Source organism: Texcoconibacillus texcoconensis (assembly GCF_014202575.1).
GTDB lineage: Bacteria > Bacillota > Bacilli > Bacillales > Salisediminibacteriaceae > Texcoconibacillus > Texcoconibacillus texcoconensis.
Genome location: NZ_JACHHB010000002.1, coordinates 354,322 through 370,996 on the forward strand (window position 1 = coordinate 354,322; position 16,675 = coordinate 370,996).

The 16,675-nt window shown below is 38.7% G+C and carries 13 protein-coding genes; 3 read left to right on the forward strand and 10 right to left on the reverse strand.

Annotation, left to right across the window (positions count from 1 at the left end):
* The first annotated feature begins 244 nt into the window (after positions 1-244).
* A complete protein-coding gene (locus tag HNQ41_RS03615; RefSeq protein WP_184663043.1) occupies positions 245-1,807 on the forward strand; it encodes a BCCT family transporter in 1,563 nt (520 codons plus the stop codon).
* Positions 1,808-2,006: 199 nt separating this feature from the next.
* Here the strand turns inward: HNQ41_RS03615 and HNQ41_RS03620 are convergent, their stop codons facing one another.
* Positions 2,007-2,513 carry a polysaccharide pyruvyl transferase family protein gene (locus HNQ41_RS03620; RefSeq protein WP_184663044.1) on the reverse strand — a complete coding sequence of 169 codons (507 nt, stop codon included), beginning with the start codon at positions 2,511-2,513 and terminating at the stop codon, positions 2,007-2,009.
* Between the two features lie 688 nt (positions 2,514-3,201).
* Here HNQ41_RS03620 and katG point away from each other — a divergent pair.
* The gene (gene katG, locus HNQ41_RS03625; protein WP_184663045.1) at positions 3,202-5,421 is read left to right on the forward strand and encodes a catalase/peroxidase HPI; all 2,220 of its coding nucleotides are present in this window, start codon (positions 3,202-3,204) and stop codon (positions 5,419-5,421) included.
* 206 nt (positions 5,422-5,627) lie between these two features.
* On the opposite strand, the gene HNQ41_RS03630 is transcribed toward katG, so the two are convergent.
* From HNQ41_RS03630 to HNQ41_RS03650, 5 genes are all read right to left on the reverse strand, one after another.
* Complete coding sequence (locus tag HNQ41_RS03630) at positions 5,628-6,800, reverse strand: FAD/NAD(P)-binding protein (RefSeq protein WP_221301834.1); 1,173 nt, start codon at positions 6,798-6,800, stop codon at positions 5,628-5,630.
* Between the two features lie 223 nt (positions 6,801-7,023).
* Positions 7,024-7,836, reverse strand: a complete 813-nt coding sequence (locus HNQ41_RS03635; protein ID WP_184663046.1) for a TIGR03943 family putative permease subunit — start codon at positions 7,834-7,836, stop codon at positions 7,024-7,026.
* A gap of 12 nt (positions 7,837-7,848) precedes the next feature.
* Positions 7,849-8,850 (reverse strand): permease, encoded by a 1,002-nt coding sequence (locus HNQ41_RS03640; protein WP_184663047.1) that lies wholly within the window; start codon positions 8,848-8,850, stop codon positions 7,849-7,851.
* Between the two features lie 133 nt (positions 8,851-8,983).
* Positions 8,984-9,967 carry a CobW family GTP-binding protein gene (locus HNQ41_RS03645; RefSeq protein WP_184663048.1) on the reverse strand — a complete coding sequence of 328 codons (984 nt, stop codon included), beginning with the start codon at positions 9,965-9,967 and terminating at the stop codon, positions 8,984-8,986.
* A 194-nt stretch (positions 9,968-10,161) separates the two neighbouring features.
* A complete protein-coding gene (locus HNQ41_RS03650) occupies positions 10,162-10,794 on the reverse strand; it encodes a YpjP family protein (protein WP_184663049.1) in 633 nt (210 codons plus the stop codon).
* Positions 10,795-11,087: 293 nt separating this feature from the next.
* Here HNQ41_RS03650 and HNQ41_RS03655 point away from each other — a divergent pair, with 293 nt between their 5' ends.
* Positions 11,088-12,581, forward strand: coding sequence for a BCCT family transporter (locus HNQ41_RS03655; RefSeq protein WP_184663050.1), 1,494 nt, complete (start codon positions 11,088-11,090; stop codon positions 12,579-12,581).
* A gap of 220 nt (positions 12,582-12,801) precedes the next feature.
* Here HNQ41_RS03655 and HNQ41_RS03660 read toward each other — a convergent pair whose 3' ends face one another.
* The 4 genes from HNQ41_RS03660 to HNQ41_RS03675 form a co-directional block, all read right to left on the reverse strand.
* Positions 12,802-13,434 (reverse strand): response regulator, encoded by a 633-nt coding sequence (locus tag HNQ41_RS03660; RefSeq protein WP_246421471.1) that lies wholly within the window; start codon positions 13,432-13,434, stop codon positions 12,802-12,804.
* Positions 13,431-14,462, reverse strand: a complete 1,032-nt coding sequence (locus HNQ41_RS03665; RefSeq protein WP_184663051.1) for a histidine kinase — start codon at positions 14,460-14,462, stop codon at positions 13,431-13,433. Before HNQ41_RS03665 ends, HNQ41_RS03660 begins: the two co-directional genes overlap by 4 nt.
* Before the next feature lie 127 nt (positions 14,463-14,589).
* Complete coding sequence (locus HNQ41_RS03670; RefSeq protein ID WP_184663052.1) at positions 14,590-16,011, reverse strand: MBL fold metallo-hydrolase; 1,422 nt, start codon at positions 16,009-16,011, stop codon at positions 14,590-14,592.
* Between the two features lie 105 nt (positions 16,012-16,116).
* Positions 16,117-16,665, reverse strand: a complete 549-nt coding sequence (locus tag HNQ41_RS03675) for a beta/alpha barrel domain-containing protein (protein ID WP_184663053.1) — start codon at positions 16,663-16,665, stop codon at positions 16,117-16,119.
* Positions 16,666-16,675: the final 10 nt, after the last annotated feature.

The following is a 16,675-nucleotide window of genomic DNA, read 5'->3' on the forward strand; positions in this document are numbered from 1 at the left end:
GCAATCACACTATGTATTTTCCAAAAACGAATAATAACTAAACATCATTTTGAATGTTAGAAATTAATGATTTATGTAAACTTTCCTCAGCAAGCCTACTCATTTTTACGTTTCCAACAACCTCATTTCATTATCTACATTTTGAATAGATAATTCTCTCATCATACATAATACAGTCTACGCAAGATAAACGTACGACTAATATCCATTTAAATAAAAAGAACCATACCCAAGGAGGTTGTTTATGAATAACAAAAATTTCATTGATTGGCCTACATTTATTGGCGCTCTAATTATCTTGTTAGCCGTTTCACTTCCTCTTATTATCGTACCCGAATTTGGTGAGTTGGCTGTGTCTGCTGCAAACGAGTTCATTACATATAACTTCGGTGTCCTTTACTTACTAGCTGGTATTGGTCTATTTATCTTCTTAGTTACAATCGCTTTTAGTCAATATGGACGAATCGTTCTTGGAAATAGAGGAGCGAAGCCAGAATTTAATACCATCACGTGGGCAGCGATGCTTTTCGCTGCAGGCATTGGGTCTAGCGTCCTTTATTGGGGGACGATTGAATGGGCATATTACTACCAATGGCCTCCCTTTAATGCCGAGCCAGGTTCAACAGAAGCCATTGAATGGACTGTTACATACGGTATTTTCCATTGGGGTCCCATCGCTTGGGCCATATACTGCTTGCCAGCCTTACCAATTTCTTATTTTTTCTATGTAAGAAAAAGACCTGTTCTCAAAGTTAGTGAAGCATGTAGACCGGTCTTAAAAAAATATTCAGACGGACCTGTAGGAACGATTGTTGATATCTTATTTATGTTCGGCTTGCTTGGTGGAGCTGGCACAACAATGGCCCTTGCTACACCGTTAATTGGACAAGGTGTCAGCCATTTCACAGGAATTGAACCAGGTATGGTTTTATATACAATCGTCGTCGTGATCGCTACAGTCATTTTTGCGATCAGTTCTTATACAGGCCTTAAGAAAGGGATTAAAATATTAAGTAATGTCAACTTAGTACTCTCGGTTGTCTTATTGGCATTTGTATTTATTGTCGGACCTACGATGTTTTTAAGTCGCACAATGCTGAACAGTATCGGTTTGTTAATTGATAACTTCTTTCGAATGAGCATGTGGACCGAGCCTTTTAGTGATTTAGGTCCATTTGAGCAAACAGGATTCGTAGAAGATTGGACGATTTTCTATTGGGCTTGGTGGCTCGTGTATGCACCATTTGTCGGCCTTTTTGTTGCCCGGATTTCTAAAGGAAGAACTCTTCGTGAAATGGTTGTCGGCACCCTTGTTTACGGTACGGTAGGTTGTTTATTGTTCTTCGGTATTCTCGGGAACTTCGGCTTATATTTAGAACTTAGCGGACAATATTCTGTGATTGATACGATGAACAATGTCAGCCCCGAAGCCGCCATCATTGGAACGATCGATCAACTACCTGCTAGTCCAATATTCGTGACGATCTTTGTCATTCTTGCACTTGTGTTCCTAGCAACAACATTTGACTCAGGTTCGTACATTCTCGCCTCTGTAACGCAAAAAGAAGTTGGCGATGAACCGCTTCGTTGGAACCGGATGTTTTGGGCAATTATTCTGGCCGCTCCATCTTTGATTTTAATGTATCTCGGCGGACTAGAAACTTTACAAACAGCCAGTATTGTTGGTGGATTTCCACTTATTTTTATCATGATTATGCTAGGGGTGTCTTTTAAACGAGCGATTAAACAAGATATGCCTAAAACATTTGGAACGAAATATTATATTTATCCTGAAGATAGTGAATGACCCGTCTTAGCATAAAAAGCCGTACACTAGCTAAACATGCTATGTACGGCTGAATTTTCATAACAACGTTTTTAAACACGATCTTTCCTACCTAATCGTTCAAAGTTCTTCATCGCTAACTGACAAAGTTCATTTAACCTTTTCTTACGGAAACTTCACTCATCATCTCCTCATTCAATACTTCCATGGTTCTTTCTTTTTATTGACCTTCAAGGTCGGGGACATCATACTTGATTGGTTTGTGCTCCTGAAACATTTCCATAATGCCATTAATTTTTGGCGTATTACTATTTAAAGTAATAAATGGCGTTCCCAAACAAGCCGCTGCAATCGTATGATGAAAACGTGCAGAGACAAGTAACCCTGCTCGGCCAATGACCGTTAACCATTCATCAAGAGACTTAGCTTCTACCACTGGGAGGTTCGGTAACTGCTCCCTTAATAAGTCAATAAACTCCTCATCATCTTTTGCCGGATTACTTTTTGCACCTGTTAAGAAAACGACTTCATAACCTTGATCTTGCAAAAATTGAATGTAATGAACTTGTTGATTCACAATACGATCTTTACGTCTACTTTTACCGAACGCAGATCCTGAAAATACAACCCTTTTTGTATCCTTTCTCATCCCTTCAGGAAAACGCCCTTGAATGTAAACAGGCAATGAATCAAAACTTCCTGGCGCTTTCACGCCTAATTTCTTCATTATAGATAAACGCTTAGGTTCACGTATTGCAACAGACATAATCAAGCGAAGTTCTAAATAAAATGTTTGTAAGCCCTAAATATTAAGTTAGCTAATCAGATATAAGGTGAGTTGAAAAATTGTTACACCAAGTACTATAACAATGAAAATCCATACTTTTTTCATCACAACCACAACTAAAACCCCTAAAAAAACACTGCTTAACTTACTTTTGCTCAAATCATTAATTTTCGATAATTTTTCACATGAAGCACAGCCACTTACGAAAAAATTATGTCAACATAAAATGGAGATCTTTTACAAGATTGATGTTTTCCTTCACCTCTTTATACACGTTCATGAAGAACTGTTGACTTCCTTGCTAAGACCTTTTATTATATTAATTACAAAGCGATAATGATAATCGTTATCACCGATTTGTTGTAACTACCCTCTAGGAGATGATGACATTGGCGATCCCGTCTTTTCAGAAATCTCACTGTAGGCTATACGAGATCTAGTGGAAAATCGATTTAACGATTAAAGTTTCTTTCCTCCTTCGAACGGGTAAGTAATAATCAGATAATCTCTAGATCTACTTATTTACACTTCATTAATAATGATGGCTTTTAGTTTTTAAAGCCTCACAGCTAGAGTCATAATCAACATATCTCATTGATACTTCATTTTACGGAAGGGGAGAACAAATATGGACACTAAACATAATGGTAACATCGAAGGATGCCCGTTTCATGGTGGGGCGACGAGTAACAAATCCAGTGGCACGAATAATCAAGACTGGTGGCCAAACGCATTAAATCTGAATATTTTACGTCAGCATGACACGAAATCTAATCCTATGGAAGAAGACTTTGATTATGCTGAAGAATTTCAAAAGCTAGACTACGATGCGCTTAAGCAAGACCTTCGTGACCTTATGACAGATAGTCAAGATTGGTGGCCTGCTGACTATGGACATTATGGTCCATTCTTTATTCGTATGTCTTGGCACGCTGCAGGTACATACCGTGTAGGCGATGGTCGTGGAGGTGGCAATACTGGTAACCAACGTTTTGCGCCCCTTAACAGCTGGCCGGACAACGCTAGCTTGGATAAAGCTCGACGGCTCCTATGGCCTATTAAGCAAAAGTACGGTAACAAAATCTCCTGGGCAGACTTACTCGTTATGGCAGGTAATGTTGCGATTGAAGACATGGGCGGTCCAACAATTGGCTTTGGCGCAGGACGTCCAGACATTTGGCATCCAGAGGAAGACATCTATTGGGGAACGGAAACAGAATGGCTTGGTGACAATCGTTACTCCGGTGACCGTGAGCTCGAGAATCCACTTGCTGCTGTTCAAATGGGACTCATCTATGTGAACCCAGAAGGTCCAGATGGTAAACCAGATCCACTTAAGAGTGCTCACGACATTCGCGAAACCTTTGCACGTATGGGCATGAACGATGAAGAAACCGTGGCACTCATAGCGGGCGGCCATACTTTCGGTAAGTCACACGGTGCTGGTGATGCATCTCATGTTGGACCAGATCCTGAGGCTGCTCCTATTGAACAACAAGGCTTAGGCTGGCAAAGTTCATACGGTAGTGGTAAAGGTCGTGACACAATCACGAGCGGTATTGAAGGTGCATGGACCGCTAATCCGACACAGTGGGATAACGGATACTTTGACCTGTTGTTTGGATATGAATGGTGGCTCACAAAGAGTCCTGCAGGTGCGTGGCAGTGGCTTGCTGTAGACCCTAAAGAGGAGGATCTCGCTCCAGATGCAGAAGATCCATCAAAACGTGTAGAAACGATGATGATGACTTCGGACCTCGCTTTACGTCATGATCCAGCATACGAGAAGATTTCACGCCGTTTCCATGAGAACCCAGATGAATTCGCTGATGTCTTTGCTCGTGCATGGTTCAAATTATTACACCGTGACATGGGTCCAAAAGCAAGATATCTAGGTCCAGAGGTTCCAGAAGAAGAGTTTATTTGGCAAGACCCAGTACCAGCTGGCAATTATGATTTAACAGAAGCAGAAATTGCAGAGATTAAAGAAAAGATCCTAAACTCAGGACTTACTATAAGCGAGCTCGTTTCAACGGCTTGGGATTCTGCAAGTACTTACCGCGGATCAGACCATCGTGGTGGTGCAAATGGTGCCCGCATCCGTCTAGCTCCACAGAAAGATTGGGAAGCGAACGAGCCGGAACAACTTGAAAAAGTACTAAATGTATTAGAAAACATTCAAAGTAATCTAGAACAAGACATCAGCCTTGCTGACTTAATCGTATTAGGTGGTAGTGCCGCAGTAGAAAAAGCTGCACAAGATGCAGGCTTCAATGTTACTGTTCCATTTGCTCCAGGACGTGGCGATGCAACACAAGAGCAAACAGATGTTGAAAACTTTGAAGTATTAGAGCCTGTCTCTGATGGGTTCCGTAACTATCAGAAGAAGCAGTATGCTGTAAGTTCAGAAGAGCTCCTCATTGACAAGGCACAGCTCTTAAACCTTACTGCGCCAGAAATGACTGCACTTATTGGCGGTATGCGTGCTCTGGGTACAAACCATGGCGGCACACAACACGGTGTATTCACCGAGCAAGTAGGCACACTCACAAACGACTTCTTTGTAAACTTACTTGACATGGGTATTGAATGGAAGCCTGTTGAAGACGAAGGTTACTATGTTGGTCGTGATCGCAAAACTGGTGAAGTCGTCCGCACAGCAACAAGAGTTGACTTAGTGTTTGGTTCAAACTCCGTTCTACGTGCCCTTTCAGAAGTGTATGCGCAAGATGATAACAAAGAAAAGTTTGTGCGTGACTTCATCAATGTATGGGTCAAGGTAATGAATGCAGACCGCTTCGACCTTAAGGCGCAAGACCTTACAAAAACTCAAGTCGCAAGCAAATAAGTGTAACAGACACATTCGAATTAAAACTCACGATCTGTTCTCCACTCTATAAATAGAATAACATGAAGCAGGACTCCTCAATTGGGCTCCTGCTTCAACTACTTTCACCTACTTTGGCTTGGTCCGTTACCTTTTATTCGTTTTTAAGACCGATCCAACCTTCAATTCTCGCCGTTGTTTCAGATTTATTTCAACCATCGTCCTTTTTAATTTAAATTTGATACTATTCGCTCAGCAACTTTCCTTGCACCTGATATATTTCTCGCAACTGGTCCTATTTCTAATTCACTTAATGGCCCTGAAACATATAAATGATTACACCACTCTAAAGACGGTTTTACAATTGGGTATCCACATTTTGCACATTGTAGACCTTTTTCATCTATAAGTTTAGTCAGCCATTTTTCTTTCGGTAATGATGCAATAAACCCAGTAGCTAATAAAACTGATTGAGTAAAAAGAATATTACCACCTTTTAAATCTAATTTTACTCCTTCACCATTTATTACGTTTCCTGATACAACTTCTCTATCTATAATAGAGATAAGTTTGTTTTTCTCTAATCGTATTAACTTACGATATAGTTCTCGAGGTAAAGACCCTTTATTTCTTGCTTGATTTATTAATTGGCGACGTTTGTCAAAATCCTTTACTTTTTGAAAAGATGACATATATTTTGGTCCTAACCATCCTGGATCACTATCGAATGAATTAATTCGAAACGGATGCCTTTTAAGTAATGTAACTTGACCAGGGTATAAACTCGACAATTTAATGGTTGTGTGTGCAGCCGTTATTCCCCCGCCTACAACCGTTACAGGCGGTGAAAGTTTGTTTATGTCTGTCAATCTTTCATCAAAAACATGGTAAATTTGTTCTTGTTCCGTTTCGGTATTTAATGACTCTACCCAATCAGGTAAATGAAGTTGATGATTCATACTAATAGCAATAACAATATTTTCACCATAAATTTCTTTGTCGTTTGTCGTTTGTACCCTCCAACTCTTCGTTTCTTTTGTTACATTATTCACTTTCCCTTGAACCCAAGAATTGTGTAAATCTACCTCGTTTATCGTATTGTTACAATGTTCTTTAAATAAGTGTAAGGAAGGTCTATCATATGGGCCATAAAAACTTTTCTTATCACGATATTTAGCATATTTTTTCAAAGAAAATGGATCTATATCAATATGGTGGACAGATGGGGATCGTAGAAATTCCATTCCAATTAATTCAGTTTTACGCTTCCATTCAAATAAAGGCTCTGGATTTGGATCTACTATTCTCAAGTTATCGCTTTTTGTTTTACCACTTTTAATTAAATAATTGGCAATCGTACACCCATGTATGCCCCCACCTATAATTATCCATTCAAACAAGATCTATTCTACCTCCAGTCAACAAATCGTAATCATTACGTTTTGAAGTGTATATTAAGCCATAAATAAATGCAAATATAACTTATCGTTGCTTGTTTAACGAGCAGTCAATCGTGGTACGTCTACATTACATTACAAACGTAAAGAACAGTGGTTAATTCTTTAGGTGGTACAAATCCTAGTTAAAACTTTCAAAACAACGACCTTTTTTCTATATATAACTTCATGGATAAATATATGGCGCTTCCGGCTGATTCGTTTCTTTCCATTCTTTCACTTCAATAACCGGCAATGATTGACCATCATCTTCCATAATATTGATTTCTCCGTTAACTTTCACCCAATCATTAACATTTCCCAGTCTGTTATCATCGCTGGATAACAGCAACCCTATGACATGAGCGTCAGCAACGCAGTGCGTAACTAAAAGCCTTCCCAAAATTGGATGATCATGTGAGTTTGAATCAGCCGCTAAAATAAATCCCTCTAATTCTATAGATTTCCCCTTTAAAAACTCTGGATACGTAAGAATATTGCTCACATATGTCGAGAAATTCACATGATCCAAAATAAGATCAGGACTTTCCAACATTTCTTGAAGATCTTTATTAGGTTTAACTAATTCATCAGAATGACTTAAATCCTGCTCGTTTGGCGTATAACATATTCCCCTCTTAACAGCCTCTGCTGCACCTAGATCTTTATATGGTAGAAACATACCTGTTACTAGTGGAAGAATAATAATTGCGTATACTACAACACTTTTCAAGGGCACCTTTCTTGCTTTATCCATTTCATGATTACACCCTAAAATCATACAGTAATTATGATCCTCTGCTTGCTCTCTTGAGATAAAGATCCTAGGAACTTGAATAAAAAATAGAATTAAGAAAATAACTGAGGCAACCTGGCTAAATCCTGTATATTCAAGATTAATAAATTTAATAATCTCTCCTGTATGATGGAGCATAAAAATAAACCCGGAAAACATTAATAAAATGATTGCTTTAATTGCTTCCTGAGCATGAAAATACAACGTCATACCTCCTTATATCCAAGGGTGAACAAACATCAGTACACCAAAGACACTTAATGTGATAATAATCATTAAAACTAATACAAAACGAAGCTTAAACACAGACAGCATCATCATTGTATTTTTCAAATCAAGCATAGGACCATAAATAAGAAACCCTAATAAAGAAGTCTCAGGAAACACATGACGAAAGGAAGCGCCGATAAAGGCATCAGCTTCCGAGCAAAGGGATAAAAGATAAGCAAGCCCCATCATCATTGCTGTAGAAAATATAATCCCGTCCCCTAACCCTACTAAGTAATTTGTTGATACATATGTTTGAACAAATGCAGCTAACATGGCCCCGATTATTAGATACTTAGCCACATCGAAAAACTCATCTACAGAATGGATAAACATGGCTTTTATTCTTAATGAAAGGGGAAAACGGTATGTAGATTGATCCAATTCAAGCGTACTAGTTGATTTTTTCAATTGATTTTCCTTAAAGAGATAACTAATGATCGCGGAAATAACAAGCGCAATTAGTAGTCCAACTCCCATTCTCAATAATGCTATTCTTAAATCCTGACCGAAAGCCATATAGGTGGACGCAATAACGATAGGGTTAATAAGAGGGCCAGTCAACAGAAATCCTACCCCTGCAAATATAGGAACTCCCTTGTATACGAGTCTTCTTACAATAGGAACGATGCCACATTCACATGCTGGAAATAACGCTCCCAACATACAACTCATCCCTACAGCCATAATTCTATTTTTAGGAATTAGCTTTTTAATATGCTCTTCTGTAACAAAAACTTGTATAATACCCGCTATAAAAACACCAATCAAAACAAAGGGAATAGCCTCAATTAATATACTAAGAAAAATCGTATTAAAGGCTAACAGAGAATCTGGCAATAATATCATTTTTATCGTCCAACGTTCATTGACAACCACAAGATAAAATACGGAAACTAAAATCATAAAACCTGTTATTTCTGCTAAGTTTTGTTCAATACGCCGTATCATTTGATCCTCCAACTTTTTATATTTACTGAAAACATATGGAAGACAAGCAACGGCTATGACATTAAATCGAAATAATTACGGTTTACCTCCGATAAAAAACAACAAAAGAAAATTCTTTTGTTGTCTTCTATTCTTATACATTCAATTTTGCCCATTCACTTTCTACTTCATTAGTATCTAAGTCTATACCAATCATCACTAAGTAATGTCTTCCTTTATATTCTGCCGGTTCCAAGTAAGTTCTTTTCATTACGTGTTGTAGTAAGTAGCACCTATCCTTTAAAGGGATGTATCCTTTTGCCCTTAACAAATTTGGTTGCCACTTCTTTAAGAATTTATCCACTTTAGCTTGTTTCGTGTGTTGATTAAATTCCAATATAATGGTATTTATTCGTGAATAGGATCGGTGATGTTTATGTTCATGGTTGTGATGATGCTTATTTTCGCGTTGAGAATGTGTATAGTTATTTTTGTGTAATGATATTTTATTATCGATCACATTTACATTTTCTAACAAGATGTCTAAATCGACTTCACTATAAGAAGTAAAATAAACAGGTGATTCTGCATTTTGTTTCTTAATTACTTTCTTTACTTTCTCCTTATGAGACGCTGAAATCAAATCTACTTTATTCAATATTAATATATCAGCAACTTCTATTTGTCTTCGGGTTGTTTGAACTAGTTCTCGAACGGACTCAAAAATACTGTTATACTCAAGAATATTCTCGCCATCTAGGACAGTTATTACTTTTTCTAAATAAAGGCAATCGATTAGTTCTGGTTCAGTCAAAGAATCTACTACTTCTTCCGGATTTGCCACTCCGGTCAATTCAATAAAAATTACATCTGGCTTATTTTCAAGGAGCTTTTTGATCGAATCGGAAACTTCACTTTTTTTACTGCAGCAAATACAACCATCCAATAACTTTTCCATGATTTGTTGTTGATTTTTTTCGAGAATAATCTCTCCATCCATATCTGCCTCCCCTATCTCATTCATTAAGACAGCAGGAGCAACTCCCTTCTCATCACATCTTCTGAGTAATTGCTTTAAAAGTGTTGTTTTTCCGCTCCCTAAAAAACCACTTAAAACAAATACCGGGATTTTTTTCATTCTTTTACCACTCCCTAATGATCGCTTACTCTTTTCTTCCTTTAATATATATGAAATTAAATCGTAACAATTCCTATTTACAGGTGTTTTCTTTTATAAAAACGAGGAGATCATTTCCCCAATAATTTCAGGCAATGCCTGTGACTTAAATTAAAAAAAGGCTCCCCATTTTTTGAGGAACCTGCCTTAACTTATTATGATGACATCCACTTTGGCGGCGTGTTTTTATCCCAATATACATCACCGATATTATAGTGTTCTTCAAAATCATCATCACTTAAATGGTAGTGGAAATTAAACCAGTAACCATCCTTCGGCTTTTTATCACGCCGGACGTGAAACATTGCTATTTCTTCTTCACTAAGGTCGTCATAAAGGTGGAATATCTTTTCTCCATAAGGTGATGAACCGAGCTCAGAAATAGAGAGATACTTAAGTTTCTCAGGGTCTTCTTCATGTAAAAGCATTTCAAGAACTTCTTCTATGTTTGGCAATATGGTTGTCATGACATCATCTTCGACTTTTTCAATAATTTTAGGACCTAGTTTAGCCATCGTATAATCAACTGCTTGTTCCGATAAAGCATCGATGACATATGTATTCGAATCAAGGTCAGCAAATGCCTCTTCTATAGAAGAATCTTCATCAAGGCTCTCTTCTGTATTCACTGCATTCGGTTCGGCCGCTAATGCTTCTCCTTGATCTTCACTATCAGAAACGGCCTTACTGCTCTCTGCATTTCCATCTAAATAGGTTGGCGGGATATACATCCCGACTGTCATTAACGTAATAAGGACAACTGATATTTTTTTCAACCAAAGTTTCATAAAATTAGCTCCTTATAGCCGACATTTCTTACCTATTATTTTAGCATATTTACAAGGAATGAGGTTCACTAAACTTTGAGTAAGTTCGTCGTTTCATTCTCAACATCCCCTTTGATTCTTAGTCTAACGAATTTATTTTTCGTTGTCCAAGCCAGGGGCTTTAGAGATCGTTTAGTCACGTAAATCTCCCTTAGATAGTCCCTACTAGCTTAATAACTAAAATCATATCCTCCTTCTTGTCCACATATTCATTTTTATGTATTAATAATGTTAACGCTAAGGGGGCTTCTAGCATGAAGAGGTCGACCATTGATTGGCCTTTTTTCTTTATAGCGATTTTGTTTTTAATTGGAATATGTGCGTCCATCTTTTTATATCCAGACCAAATTTTCCTCTTATTTGACTCTTTACGAGTTCGGATAAACGAAGCGTTAGGCATCATCTATTTGTGGATTGGTTTGTGTTCGTTATTGTTTTTAATATGGGTGGCGTTTAGCCGTTTTGGTAAAATCAAGCTTGGAAAAGAAAACGATGTTCCAGCGTTCTCAAATGTCAGCTGGTTAGCGATGATTTTTTGTGCGGGGATTGGGTCTGGCATTTTGTTCTGGGGCACGATTGAATGGGGGTATCACATGAACGAACCCCTATTTGGTTTTCTTCCCCATACTCCATCTTCTATTGAATGGAGTGCGGCATATGGACTGTTTCACCACGGACCTACGGCCTGGGCTATATATGGACTACCTGCTTTGCCCATTGCTTACTTGTATCACGTGAAGGAACGCCCAGTTTTGAAAATTAGTGAAGCATGTAGTCCTATTTTAAAGCAGCATAGTGATGGACTGATTGGAAAATCTTTAGATTTATTTTTTGTGATTAGCTTGCTCGGAGCATCAGGGACATCTTTAGGGATTAGTGTTCCAATGATGTCTGCAGGTGTGGCGAAAATCACTGGAATCGAAAGGAGCTTCATACTAGATTTAGGGGTTTTATTTATCTGCACGGCCCTGTTTGCATTCAGTGTTTTTGCCGGGCTTGAAAAAGGAATAAAGTTCCTTAGTAACGTGAACATCTATTTAATTTTTCTCATCCTTCTTCTCGTTTTTATCTTAGGTCCGACAGTATTTATTTTAGAAGTTTCAACCAGTAGTGTGGGGCTTATTGCAAACAATTTTTTTCGATTAAATACATGGATGGATCCTATCGGGCAGTCTGGTTTACCAGAAAAGTGGACGGTTTTCTATTGGGCTTGGTGGATCGTCTACGCCCCATTTGTTGGCTTATTCATCGCAAAGGTTTCAAAAGGACGAACGATAAAGCAAATGATTCTAGGAACAATAATACTCGGCCCTTTAGGCTGCTGGCTCTTTTATTTCATCTTAGGAAATTATGGACTTTCTTTACAATTGACAGGTCAATTAGACATTACATCTATCATCGAACAAGGAAAAGCCAACGAAGCGATTATCTCAATCATACATTCTCTACCTTTGGGAAATCTCTTGGTCACCTTATTTACAATTCTAGCGATTGTTTTTACCGCAACGACATATGATACATCTTCATATTTAATCGCTGCCGTCACACAACGATCATTAAATAACGACCCTATTAGATGGAACCGTCTATTCTGGGCGTTTGCCTTAGCCATCCCCCCTGCTGCTTTATTGTTTATCGGAGGGCTTACTACTCTCCAAGCAGTTACCATTATCGTCGCACTTCCTTCCACCTTGATGATGATTCTTCTATCGCTTTCTTTTTTAAAGTTGATGGAAGAAAGGGAGTGAATGCTATTAGCAGAAGCGACATTTACAACGAGCCAAGGGTACACAGTGATGTTCAAACCAATGGAGGAGCTGATTCGAATTTTTTAAGCTGAAGAAAGGCTTTCTGTCGAGTAGCTTCATTTTACTACATACAATCGCTGGGGTCTTTTTTCATCCTCTTCTCCTCCACATTCTATTTCACGAAGGTGATTCGATATTGTTTATTTCATACACAGGTACCTTAAATGACATTTAAGTTTTTTATCCCATACTGGATAAGCTCACTTTTATTTTGAATGTCAAGTTTATTCATGATATTGGTTTTGTGAGTTTCTACAGTTTTAGGACTTATAATGAGGCGTTCTGCAATCTGTTTATTTGTGTAACCAAGGACAGTCAGACGAACAATTTCTTTCTCCCTCATGGAAAGGATAGAAAAACTTTTGCCCCTACTTTGAAAAAGTCTATTCATCTGTTCATCAGACAGACCAACTTTATAATATCTTTTCCCACTCATAACATGTTTGATTGCTTCGTGCATATCGCTTCTGTCACTCTTTTTCAGAATAAAACCTTCCACATCTAGTTCCGCCGCTTTCTTAATATAGGCCTCTTCATCATGCATCGATAAGAAGATGATTTTAATATCCGGAAACTCCTTTTTCATACGTTCGGCAGATGTTAAACCGTCAAGTCCCTCGGGCATAGAAATATCAAGTAGAACAACATCTGGTTGTTCAACCGAAGCGATCTGCATAGCTTCTTCTCCATCGCTAGCTTGTCCAACCACCTCAAAGGTGTTATTTGCTTCTAGTAACATCACAATTCCAAGACGTATCAAGGCATGATCATCCACAACTAACACTTTTATCATTGCCATCCCTCCTCCAAAGGGGTGTGAATAAACACCGAAGTGCCATTTCCAGGTGCAGACTCTAAGCGGAAAACCCCTCCTATTTGATCAACTCGCTCTTCCATGTGCTTCATGCCTAGTCCTTTATGTTCATATTCGTTTCTATTAAAACCGATTCCATTATCATAGATGTTTAAAAATAGGCCGTCGCATCTCTCTTCAAGAAGAACTTTTACGCTCGTTGCTTTTGCGTATTTACTCGTGTTATGCAAAGCCTCTTGAATCACACGATATAGATTAATTTCTACATCGGCAGGCAGACGAGAAAATATATTAGAATGAAATGTAAAAGTTGTCTGGGGGTGATTTTTTTTCATCGTTTCGATTAAATCTTCGACAGCTGCGACGAGGCCTAAACGATCGAGACTTTTAGGTCTAAGTTGTGAGGAGTAAGCCTTCACATCGGCCATGACTCTGTTTAATTCATTGCGTACCTCATGAACATATTGATTCACCCGCTCATCTTCTACAAATGACTCTACAGCTTGCAAAGCTACAGAAATTGAATATAAGGACTGACCGACACCATCATGTAATTCTTGAGCTAATCGTTGATGTTCGGTTTCTTTAGCTTCGATGAGTTTCTGAATCATCCATTTCGACAAGCGTATTTCTTCTTCTCGTTTTTTCTGACGTTGATCACGGAGGACAAGCAAATACTCCTTAGAACGAGATTCATTGTCTTCATAAATTAAAGCTGTGCTCATTTCCACTTCTAATTTTACTCCCAGATAAGTCGGCATTTGCGATTTAAAATAAGGAACCTTTTCTTGCTCTATTAAGTAACAGCGATTTTCACCTGGTTCCACTTTTCGCTCTTGGCAAAACTTGCAATAAGGAACCTGATCAAATAACCGCCAACCTGTTAAATCTCTCGCTGCTGGATTCATCATTAAGATGTTTCTTTCATGGTCCATGATAAGGACACCATCTTGAATATTTTCAAAGATTTGTCTTAAATAACGGTCTTCCAAATGTAAAGGTTTCATAGCAACCATCACCTCACTTGATATTACCCTATACTTATATTGTAACGGATAACGGAGAGAAAGGGTAAAAGAACGATCAGCCGTTGCATCACATTTGTGTGCAACGGCTGTTTTTAAATCAATCCCATTAATTTGAAGTAGTTTTTATGTGCTGGTGGTTTATCCAAGCATTATACCCACCAGTTAGATTGACAACATCTTTTACACCATTAGCTTGTAATATACTGCAGGCAATAGCAGAACGAAGACCTGAACCACATTGCATGAGAATTTTTTTGTCGTCAGGCACTTCTTGCATTCGGTTTGGCAAGGTCCCGAGCATAATATGTTGCGATCCACTAATATGACCATCGTTATATTCAGATAAGTTCCGAACATCGATCACGTGAACTTCTCCTTCTTTAACTTTAGTCTCAGCTTCTTCAGGATGTATTTCAGGATAGCTTTCTGTCTTCTCAGCTTGCGCTAGAGCGGTCTCTGCTTCCATGACAGTGTCAGTAGTGTCTATGCCAACAGATTGCAAAGCTGTACTAATTTCATTCAGTGATTGATCTTTACTAATCAATAGTGTTAACGGACGATGATAATCGACAAGCCATCCAGCCCAATTTGGGAACGATCCGCCAAATGGAATGTTGATCGATCCAGGAATATGCTCCTGAGCAAAAGCTTGGTGATCCCGCGTATCAATCACTTGCGTGCCTTCTGTGATTTTTGTTTCGACTTCAGAAACCTCTTTTAGTTCTTCAGGTTCAGGAAGGTTGCTTAAAAGGGCAGGTCCCACCTTATTCACATGTTTCATCACAGCAAAGTATACAGGTGGCTCAGGTTGACCTTCAATTAAGTCCTGGGCAAACTGTTCTTTATCATTGTATTTGAGCGCCCAATTAAATCGCTTTTCATACCCTACCGTTGAGGAAGGCACAGCGCCTAATGATTTTCCACATGCGCTTCCCGCTCCATGAGCAGGCCAAACTTGCAGGAAGTCAGGTAATTGTTTGAAACGTTCTAATGAATCAAACATATCATAGGCACCAGACAAAGAGGTTCCTTCAACTCCAGCTGCTTTCTCCAATAGATCGGGACGCCCAATATCTCCGACGAATACGAAATCCCCAGTAAAGATTCCGATCGGTTCATTGGCATTCGCACCTCCATCCGTTAGGAGAAAAGAGATACTTTCTGGGGTATGACCTGGCGTATACATAACTTCAAACGTCAAATTACCAAGTTCGAATCGATCCCCGTTCTTCACTAGCTGGTGCGGAAGACCATCTACATATTCATATTTCCAATTTTCATCACCTTCATCTGATACATAAAGCTTTGCATTGAGACGTTCAGCCATTTCACGAGCACCTGAAACATAATCAGCGTGGATGTGTGTTTCTAAAGCCCCAACAATTTCTAGCCCTTCCGTCTTCGCTGCTTCAATGTAAGGTTCAATATCCCTCGCTGGATCGACAATAACCGCTTCCCCTTTCGCCTGACATCCAACCATGTATGAAGCCTGTGCTAACTTCGTGTCATAAAAATATTTTAGTAACATATGAAAAACTCCCCTCTTATCATTTGATTATTTAGTGTTAAATAATATGGAAAGGACGATTTCGCCCCACTCCTCCCATCAACTACGAAAACTACTTAAGAATTATTACTTGGTGTTTATAGCTTCCAGAGTCGCTTTAGCATAACGCAAACTCTTTTGGACACTTGGATCTTTCATCCATTTCATTACAGTAAAGACTGAAATATGTCCCCCCTTCATCTCCTCTGCACGAGCTTGAATTTCATCAGCCTTTTCCAACAACTCTTTCCCTTTTTGTGCGAGAGAGTGCTCATTGATAGATGCGGAAATATATGATAGGGATTCTTCGTCATTCCAAACACTTTCTGCAAATGTTACAATCTCTTCGGTTCGTTCTACCAGTTTAAGTAAAACTGGCATTTTCCCGATCAATTTTACTAACGCTTCTAAACTTTCCTGATCAATCGAAGACAGACTTATCTGCTCCTCCAAATAATCCATTGATGCACGATCACCGAACGTGTGCTGACCAAATTGGACCATCTGATCTAGCGATTCCACAGAAGCTTGGATTTCAGGCAACTTATTCAGCAAATACGTCATTGACTCTTGTACGTCGGGATTTTCCAGCGTTTCAGCCCACAGTGGTTTCTTTTCTTCTGCCTGCTTCGTCATCGCATTCACT